Origin of the sequence: Caulobacter sp. B11, assembly GCF_002737765.1 — a bacterium.
Taxonomy (GTDB): Bacteria; Pseudomonadota; Alphaproteobacteria; order Caulobacterales; family Caulobacteraceae; genus Caulobacter.
In genome coordinates, this window is sequence record NZ_PEGG01000093.1 from 1 (window position 1) to 8,401 (window position 8,401).

General features: G+C 68.1%; 5 protein-coding genes and 3 pseudogenes. 5 read left to right on the forward strand and 3 right to left on the reverse strand.

The window, feature by feature from the left end:
* The 5 genes and pseudogenes from radA to CSW58_RS05365 all read left to right on the forward strand — a co-directional run.
* A pseudogene (radA, locus tag CSW58_RS05345) lies at positions 1-1,105 on the forward strand (DNA repair protein RadA); the annotation flags it as partial.
* Positions 1,102-1,725, forward strand: a complete 624-nt coding sequence (locus CSW58_RS05350; RefSeq protein WP_099446596.1) for a CvpA family protein — start codon at positions 1,102-1,104, stop codon at positions 1,723-1,725. The pseudogene radA and the gene CSW58_RS05350, both read left to right, overlap by 4 nt.
* A pseudogene (purF, locus tag CSW58_RS05355) lies at positions 1,722-3,220 on the forward strand (amidophosphoribosyltransferase). Before CSW58_RS05350 ends, purF begins: the two are co-directional and overlap by 4 nt.
* Positions 3,221-3,344: 124 nt before the next feature.
* Positions 3,345-4,322 (forward strand): bile acid:sodium symporter family protein, encoded by a 978-nt coding sequence (locus CSW58_RS05360; RefSeq protein ID WP_099446597.1) that lies wholly within the window; start codon positions 3,345-3,347, stop codon positions 4,320-4,322.
* Between the two features lie 56 nt (positions 4,323-4,378).
* On the forward strand, positions 4,379-5,134 hold the full coding sequence (locus tag CSW58_RS05365) for an SDR family NAD(P)-dependent oxidoreductase (protein WP_099446598.1): 756 nt from the start codon (positions 4,379-4,381) through the stop codon (positions 5,132-5,134).
* A 3-nt stretch (positions 5,135-5,137) separates the two neighbouring features.
* Here the strand turns inward: CSW58_RS05365 and CSW58_RS05370 are convergent, their stop codons facing one another.
* The 3 genes and pseudogenes from CSW58_RS05370 to CSW58_RS05380 all read right to left on the reverse strand — a co-directional run.
* Positions 5,138-6,070, reverse strand: a complete 933-nt coding sequence (locus tag CSW58_RS05370) for an MBL fold metallo-hydrolase (protein WP_099446599.1) — start codon at positions 6,068-6,070, stop codon at positions 5,138-5,140.
* A 5-nt stretch (positions 6,071-6,075) separates the two neighbouring features.
* Positions 6,076-7,862, reverse strand: a pseudogene (der, locus tag CSW58_RS05375) (ribosome biogenesis GTPase Der).
* 131 nt (positions 7,863-7,993) lie between these two features.
* Positions 7,994-8,401 (reverse strand): PQQ-binding-like beta-propeller repeat protein (locus CSW58_RS05380; RefSeq protein ID WP_145980328.1); only part of this gene is annotated, 408 nt, incomplete at its 5' end.

Sequence of the window (8,401 nt, forward strand, 5' to 3'; positions counted from 1 at the left end):
GATCGGCGGCGACCCAGGGGTGGGAAAGCAACCTTGCTGCTGGAGGTGGTGGCCAAGGCCTCGCTGCGCGGCGCGTCCTTGCGCTATATCTCGGGCGAGGAGGCTGTTGAGCAGATCCGCTCGCGCGCCGCCCGAATGGGCCTGGCCCAGGCCCCGGTTCAAACTGGCCGCCGAAAGCAGCCTGCGCGATATCCTCGACGGCCTGAAGCGCGACAATTTCGACCTGGTGGTCATCGATTCGATCCAGACCATGTGGAGCGACGCCCACGAGGCCGGGCCCGGCACGGTCACCCAGGTGCGGGCGTGCGCCAGCGAACTGGTGCGCCTGGCCAAGAAGAAGGGCGTGGCGATCCTGCTGGTTGGCCATGTGACCAAGGACGGCCAGATCGCCGGCCCCCGCGTGGTCGAGCATCTGGTCGACGCGGTGCTCAGCTTCGAGGGCGAGCGCGGCTATCCGTTCCGTATCCTGCGCGGGGCCAAGAACCGCTTCGGGGCCACCGACGAGATCGGCGTGTTCGAAATGGGCGACATCGGCCTGCGCGAAGTCAAGAATCCCTCGGCCCTGTTCCTCAACGAAGGCGGCGAGCGGGCGGCGGGCGCGGCGGTGTTCGCCGGCATCGAGGGATCACGGCCGGTTCTGGTCGAATTCCAGGCCCTGGTCGCCCCATCCGCCTACGGAACGCCGCGTCGCGCTGTGGTCGGCTGGGATTCCGGACGTCTGGCCATGGTTTTGGCGGTGTTGGAATCCCGATGCGGCCTTGGTTTTGGCAACAAGGACGTCTATCTGAACGTCGCTGGCGGCTTGCGGATCACCGAGCCGGCGGCGGATCTCGCGGCGGCGGCGGCCCTGGCCTCCTCGGCGCTGGATATAGCCTTGCCCCAGGACTGCGTCGTATTCGGCGAGGTCAGCCTGTCGGGCGAGGTGCGGCCAGTCAGCCGGATGGAGACGCGTTTGAAGGAAGCCGCCAAGCTTGGGTTCGGGCGCGCCCTGGGACCGCTTTCGGGCCTGCCCGAAGGCGGCGGCGTGATTCCCGTGGCCGGCGTGGCGCGGCTTGCCGACGCGGTGCGCCGCATCGAGAACGAGATCTGGAGCGCCCTGGCTTGACCCCGTTCGACATCATCGCCGGCCTGCTGCTGCTGGTTTCGGGCCTGATCGGCTTTACCCGCGGCGCGGCCCGGGAATTGACCTCGGCCATGAGCTTCATCTTCGCCGCCGTCGTGGCCCTGCTGGCCCTGCGCCTGACCGGCCCGATGTTCCGGGCGATGATGGACCCCGACTGGGCGGCGACCGCCGCGGCTATCCTGACCACCTTTGTCCTGGCCTTCATCGTCATCCGGCTGATCGGCGGCCACCTGACCCAGTCACTGCATGACAATGCTGGCCTGGGGCTGATCGACCGCGCCATCGGCCTGGGCTTTGGCCTGATGCGAGCCTTGGTGGTGCTGGGGGTGTTCAACCTGGTGTTCAACATGGCCACCCCGCCCGATCGCGTGCCGGCTTGGGTGTCGACCTCGATCTTCTATCCCCTGTCCGCCGCCAGCGCCCAGGTGTTGAAGGTCTTCGCGCCCAAGGGCGCCGGGCTGGCGGGCAGGCTGGCCCCCGCCATCGAGGACGCCGTCCGCGATGGCGCCAGCGACAAACCGCGCACGCCCAAGCCGGGCGAAGCAGGCTATGATCAATCCCAGCGTCGCTCGGTCGACGACCTGGTGGAGCAATCACGATGACGTCTTTCGGCCAGTCCACCGACCGCTACTCGTCCGCCCCGTGGCGCGATCCGGAAGATGATACGCTTCGCCTGGAGTGCGGCGTGTTCGGCGTGTTCGGCGTCAGCGACGCCGCCGCCGTCACCGCCCTGGGCCTGCACGCCCTGCAGCACCGCGGACAGGAAGCTTGCGGCATCGCCGCCTTCGACGGCCAGCGCTTCCACACCGAACGCCATATGGGCCATGTCGGCGACGCCTTCACCGGCTCCGACCTGGTCCAGCGCCTGCCGGGCCAGATGGCCATCGGCCATACCCGCTATTCCACCGCCGGCGGCAGCGGCATCCGCAATGTCCAGCCGATGTTCGCCGATCTGGAAACCGGCGGCGTTGCCCTGGCCCACAACGGCAACCTGACCAATTTCCTGACCCTGCGCGAGCGCCTGGTGCAGGAAGGCGCGATCTTCCAGTCGACCTCGGATTCCGAGGTGATCCTCCATCTGATCGCCCGCTCGCGGAAGGCTCGCATCGTCGATCGCTTCATCGACGCCGTGGCCCAGATCGAAGGCGGCTACGCCCTGGTGGCGATCACCAACAAGAAGATGATCGGGGTCCGCGACCCGCTGGGCATCCGTCCGCTGGTTCTGGGCGACCTCGACGGCAAGCCCGTCCTGGCCTCGGAAACCTGCGCCCTCGACATGATCGGGGCCCGCTTCGTGCGTGACATCGCCCACGGCGAGATGGTGGTGATTTCGGAAACCGGCGTGGAGTCGAGTCGGCCCTTCGCCAATGTGGCCGCCCGCCCCTGCGTGTTCGAATATGTCTATTTCGCCCGCCCGACAGCGTCGTGAACGGCCGCTCGGTCTATGAGGTGCGCAAGCGCATGGGCCAGCGCCTGGCCCAGGAAACCGGCGTCGAGGCCGACGTCGTCGTGCCGGTGCCCGACAGCGGCGTGCCGGCCGCCATCGGTTACGCCCAGGCCAGCGGCATTCCCTTCGACCTGGGGATCATCCGCAACCACTATGTGGGCCGCACCTTCATCCAGCCGACCCAGGGTGTTCGCGAACTGGGCGTGCGCATGAAGCACAGCCCCAATCGCGCCGTGCTCGAGGGCAAGCGGGTGATCCTGATCGACGACTCGATCGTGCGCGGCACCACCTCCCTGAAGATCGTCCGCATGGTCCGCGAGGCCGGGGCCAAGGAAGTGCACCTGCGCTCGGCCAGCCCGCCGATCAAATGGCCCGACTTCTACGGTATCGACATGCCCGAACGCGATCAGCTGCTGGCCGCCAACAAGTCGCTCGAAGAGATGGCCCGCTTCCTCGAGGTCGACAGCCTAGGCTTCCTGTCTGTCGACGGCCTTTATCAGGCCCTCGACGCCGGTCAGCGCGACCCGGCCGCCCCGCAGTTCACCGACCACTATTTCACCGGCGACTACCCGACCCGCCTGACCGACCGCGAGATCGCCGAAGGCCGCAACGACCAGGCCGACCGACAACTGTCGCTGCTCAGCGCCTGAACGCCGCTGCCGCCGTCATCCCCAGGCTTGTTCAGGGGACCCGCGCCGCGCTAATCCAGCGTCCCGACGCCTTCGGCTCGGGTCGCCCGGATCAACCGGACGATGGCGAACAGTGAGTGGCCCCGTGAACCGACTTTCCAAACTGCTCGCTGCGCTGAAGATCGACACCTACATCCTGCTGCTGTTCGGCATGGTGGTGCTGGCCTCGGTGTTGCCGGTGCACGGCGTGGCGGCCGGGGCGCTGTCTTGGGTGGTCAAGCTGGCCATCGGCCTGCTGTTCTTCCTGCACGGCGCCAAGCTGTCGCGCGAGGCCGTGGTCGCCGGCCTGACCCACTGGCGGCTGCACCTGACCATCCTGGCCTTCACCTTCGTGCTCTTCCCGCTTCTGGGCCTGGGCGTCGCCCGCTCCGGACTGCTGTCGCCGACCCTGTCGATGGGCATGCTCTATCTCAGCTGCCTGCCCTCCACCGTGCAGTCCTCGATCGCCTTCACCTCGATCGGTCGCGGCAATGTCGCCGCCGCCGTCTGCGCGGCCTCGGCCTCGAACCTGCTCGGCATCTTCCTGACGCCCGTTCTGGTCGGCCTGCTGATGAACGCCCATGGCCAGACCGGCGGCTGGGAATCGATCCGCTCCATCGTCATGCAACTGCTCGTGCCGTTCGTGGCCGGCCAGCTCGCCCGCCCGTGGGTCGGGGCCTGGATCGAGCGCCACAAGACCCTGGTCGGCCGGGTGGATCGCGGGTCGATCCTGCTCGTGGTCTATGCCGCCTTCAGCGCCGCCGTGGTCGGCGGCATCTGGAACAATGTCTCGGCCCTGGAACTGGCCCTGCTGATCGCCGTCTGTTGCGGCCTGCTGGCCGTGATCATGGCCGCCACGGTGTTCGGGGCGCGCGCCCTCGGCTTTTCCAAGCCCGACGAGGTGGCCATCGTGTTCTGCGGCTCGAAGAAGAGCCTGGCGACCGGCGTGCCGATGGCGGGAATCCTGTTCCCCGGAGCCACGGCCGGGGTGCTGGTGCTGCCGCTGATGATCTTCCACCAGATCCAGCTGATGGTGTGCTCGGTGATCGCCCAGCGCTATGGCGCGCGGGTGGAGGAAGACTGACATCGAGCCGTGCGGCCGTGGTTCCAATCCCCCGCGTTAGCCTCTAGAACCCGCCCATGATTTCGCACCCCGACACGCCGCTGGCCGGCCGCATCGCTCTTGTCACCGGCGCCACCCGCGGCATCGGCGAGGCCATCGCCCTGGGCCTGGCCCAGGCCGGCGCCCATGTGATCGCCCTGGGCCGCACCCAGGGGGCCCTGGAAGCCCTGGACGACAGGATCTTCGCCGCCACCGGCGAGCACGCCACCCTGGTCCCGCTCGACCTGCGCGAGCCCGACGGCCTCGATCACCTGGGCGCGGCGCTACATGACCGGTTCGGAAAGCTCGACATTCTGGTCGGCGCCGCGGGCGTCCTGGGGGCCCTGACCCCGGTGGGTCATCTCGACCCCAAGGGCTGGGACATGATCATGGCCACCAACCTGACGGCCAACTGGCGACTGATCCGGGCCATGGACCCGCTGCTGCGCCGCGCCGAGGCCGGCCGCGCCATCTTCCTGACCAGTAGCGTCGCCAAGACGCACCGCGCCTTCTGGGGCGCCTATGCCGCGTCCAAGGCCGGCCTGGAAGCGATCGTGGCCTGCTATGACGACGAGATGGAAAACAGCCCGGTCCGCGCCGTCTGCGTCGATCCCGGGGCCATGCGCACCAAGATGCGCAGCCTGGCCTTCCCGGGCGAGGACCCGATGACCGTGCCCGCGCCCGACACCATCGCGCCCTATATCGTTGAACTGGCCCGGCCTGACCGCGTCCCGCCCAAGGGCGTCGCGCGGTTCAAGGACCGCGGGCAAGAGTCGGGCAGCATCGAAGCCTGACCTTCAGATCACCAGCAAGTCACGTCCGACGATGATCTCGCCCGCGAAATGCGGCCGCACCGCATCGAGCCAGACGCGGTCGTCCAAGAACGGATAGCCGCCGGGCACGAAATGCGAAAGCACCAGGGTCTTGACCCCGGCTCGAGTGGCGATCTGGCCGACCTGCTCGCTGGTGGTGTGGCTGGCCAGCAGATGTTCCTTGAGCCGCCGGGCGTTGGGTTCCGTGGCCAGGAGCGCGTCCATGGCCGGCAGGTGCAGGACTTCGTGGACCAGGACGTCCGCGCCCCGGGCCAGCGCGACCAGGGCCTCCGACGGGGCGGTGTCGCCGGAGATGACGATCGATCGTCCGGGGGTATCAAAGCGGTAGGCGAAGGCGGGGATCACCGGTGGATGATTGACCAGGGCCGCGGTCACGCGGACGCGATCGTCCTGCATGATCAGGCCGCCACGCGTGATTTCGTGCGGCTGGATCAGGGGCGCCAGGGGCCGCCGCCCCTCGTCAGTGGTCCGGGTGGCGATATCCAAAGCGTTGAGCTTGAGGAACTGCCGGGTCATCGCCTTGAGCGGCGGCGGACCCCAGGTCGCCACCGGATGGTCCAGGTCGCCCGCCCAGGCCAGCAGCAGCAGGTTGCCGTAGTCGGCATTGTGGTCGGAATGGTGGTGGGTCAAAAAGACGTCGCTGATCGCCCTCAGCGGCAGGCCAGCGGACGCGATCTGCCGCGCCACGCCATTACCGCAGTCGACGATATAGACACGGCCGTCCACGATGATCGCCTGACTTGGCGCGGCCCGGTTGCGCTTGGGCGTCGGCCCGCCCGCCGTGCCCAACAGGACCAGCTTCGTGCCCGAGACCTCGCGGGCCAGCACCGGACCGGCTCCGGCGATCGACGCCAGGCCGGCCAGGAGGAACCGGCGCTTGATGTCCAGTCCCTCCACCGTTCTTAACGTCCCTTGGGCGGGGCCTTGTTGCCGCGCACGGTCTTGAAGCCGGCGATCGGGCGCTTGGGCCCGGCCGCCTTGCCGCCGGCGGCCTTGAAGCCGACCTTGTAGCTGGGCGTCGCTGCCTTTTTCTGGGCCTTGGGACCCAGCTTCTTGACCGCCTTGACCGCCGCCTTGCCGGGCTCGGCGGCCACGGCCGCGGCGTCGACCACGGGCTTGCCGGCCTTGGCCGCTTTCGGCGGAGCCTTAATCGAGGCCTTGGCCTCGCTGCGGGTCGGCTTGGGCGCGACGGCGCCGGGTTCGAAGGTCACCCCCGCCGCCGCGGCGGCTTCCTCGGCCAGGCGACGCGATTTCTTGACCGTGTTGCGCGAGGCCTTGATGCGGGCCTCCTCGCGTTCCTTGCGTTCCCACTCGCGCTTGCCCTGGCCCTTGCCGGAGTGGCCCTTGGCCTCACCGTCGGCATAGGGGTTGGCGCCGGACTTGATGGTGATGCGCAGCGGCACGCCCGGCAGGTCGAAGCTTTCGCGCAGGCTGTTGATCAGATAGCGCCGATACTGTTCAGGCATCTGGTCGGCGCGGCTGGAGAACAGCACGAAGGTCGGCGGCCGGGCTTTGATCTGGGCCATGTATTTCGGCTTGATGCGCTTGCCGCCGACCGAGGGCGGCGGATGCCTCTGCATGGCCATCTGCAGCCAGTCGTTGAGGTCGCGGGTCTTGACCTTGGTCGACCAGTCGCGGTGGCTCTTCAGCACCGCCGGCATCAGCTTGTCGACACCCTTGCCGGTCTCGCCCGACAGGGCGACCACGGGGGTGCCGCGCAGTTGGGCAGCATGCGTTCGGCGTGCTCGACAAAGCCCTTCAGCGTGGCCGCCTGGTCCTCGACGAGGTCCCATTTGGCCAGCACGAAGACCACGCAGCGCCCTTCCCGCTCGGCCAGGTCGGCGATCTGCAGATCCTGGGTCTCGAACGGATGGGTGGCGTCCATGATCAGCAGAACCACCTCGGCGAAGGTGATCGAGCGGATGGTGTCGCCGGTCGAGAGCTTTTCCAGCTTCTCGTTGACCTTGGCCTTCTTGCGCAGGCCGGCGGTGTCGACCAGCCGCACCTTACGGCCGCCCCAGTCCCAGTCGACCGAGATGGAGTCGCGGGTGATGCCGGCTTCCGGACCGGTCAGCAGGCGCTGCTCGCCGATCAGGCGGTTGATCAGGGTCGACTTGCCGGCGTTGGGACGGCCGACAATGGCGATCTTGATCGGCTTGTCGTCGTCCAGCTCGGCGTGTTCGCCCTGCAGCTCCTCGGGGGCGATGGCGATCAGGGCGGCATAGAGCTCGGCCATGCCTTCGCCGTGCTCGCCCGAGATCTGGATTGGTTCGCCAAGGCCCAGCACATTGGCTTCGGCCGCGCCGTGATCGCCGGCCTTGCCTTCGGACTTGTTGGCGGCGACCAGCACCGGCTTGTTCCGCTTGCGCAGGATCTCGGCGAAGATCCTGTCCAGCGGGGTCAGGCCCTCGCGGGCGTCGAACACCAGCAGGCTGACATCGGCTTCGTCGATGGCCAGCTCGGTCTGGGCGCGCATGCGCGCTTCCAGGCTTTCGTCGGTGACGTCCTCGAAGCCGGCGGTGTCGATCAGCTCCAGGTCCAGGTCGCCGAGGCGACCATGGGCGAAGCGACGATCGCGGGTAACCCCGGGCTGGTCATCGACCAGCGCCAGCTTGCGACCGGCGAGGCGGTTGAACAGGGTCGATTTGCCCACATTGGGGCGGCCGACAATGGCGAGTTTCAAAGGCATGGGGTTCAAGTAGTCGATTTTGAGGATAGGGGCAAAGCAGCAAGCCCGGACTGGTTCTCACCAGCCCGGGCTTGCCGCATGAATAGGGGTCGGTTTCGGCGCGGCCGGAGCCGCGCCGAAGCAGAAAAGATCTAGCGGATCGCCACGACCTGGGCCTCATCGGTGACCAGATAGAGCTCCGAGCCCATGGCGATGGGAGCCAGCAGCACCGAGGACCCGATCTTCAGGGTCTTGACCGTTTCACCGGTCTTGGGGTTGAGGGCCACGGCCTCGCCCTCGCTGGACACGGTGATCAGGTGGCCCGAGGCCAGGATCGGCGACGACCACAGCAGCGGGTGCTTGGCGCGCTTCTTCTTCTGGCGCTTGGACAGGCTCTCGGTGTTGTTGAGGTCGCGGATCCAGTAGATCTGGCCGGAGTCGCGCGACGCGCAGATCACCTGGCCAGCCTTGTCGACCACGAACACGACGTCGCCCGCGGCCCAGGGGCTGGTGATGGCGGTGACCGGCAGGCTCCAGCGGGCTTGGCCGGTGCGCAGGTC

Excerpts from the sequence above, each read along its gene's own strand:
- CSW58_RS05365 (WP_099446598.1), top strand. The coding sequence starts at position 4,379 with ATGATTTCGCACCCCGACACGCCGCTGGCCGGCCGCATCGCTCTTGTC.